1 pseudogene is annotated in these 546 nt (G+C 39.6%); it reads left to right on the top strand.

The features are described 5' to 3' along the window. Positions 1 to 361 precede the first annotated feature (361 nt). Positions 362 to 546, top strand: a pseudogene (locus R7Z77_RS27825) (DNA mismatch repair protein MutH); the annotation flags it as partial.

Here is a 546-nt window from a genome sequence, read left to right as displayed (position 1 = left end):
AAAAATAACGACCAAGCATAACTCAATGATGAATATAAACTTAAAAACAAACCTGGTGATAAAATGATCTTGTCAATTCTGATGATCTTTTCACCAAACTCAGATCGGTCAAAGATCAACCGATCGGTTATTTATCCACACATTCATTCTCTAACTTCATGACATCTACATAAAATCAAGCCTAAAAACGTTTCAAAACCCCTGTTTATTCATCCAGCCCATCAGTAGATCCACTTATATGCACCTATATCTGTGGATAAGTTATGAATTGATCATTCTTAATCCATCTCGATGAAATCTTGGACAGTAGATTTTGTTGAAATTTGTTAGACTAGGATTTTTCCATTGTCATGCAGTTATTATGAAACCAGAACCACAATCAGAAGCGGAGTTAATGGAACGCGCTCACGATATTGCCGGACTCAGTTTTGCGGAATTAGCGGACGAAGCAGGGATGACCGTTCCAGAAAACCTCAAACGCGATAAAGGCTGGGTGGGACAATTGCTGGAATGGCATTTGGGCGCTCCTGCGGGTAGCAAACCTCA

The sequence above is a fragment of the Vibrio sp. 1401 genome, from assembly GCF_033340295.1.
The sequence above is the reverse complement of the archived record's forward strand: the minus strand, read 5'-3'. Positions and strand labels throughout refer to the sequence as shown.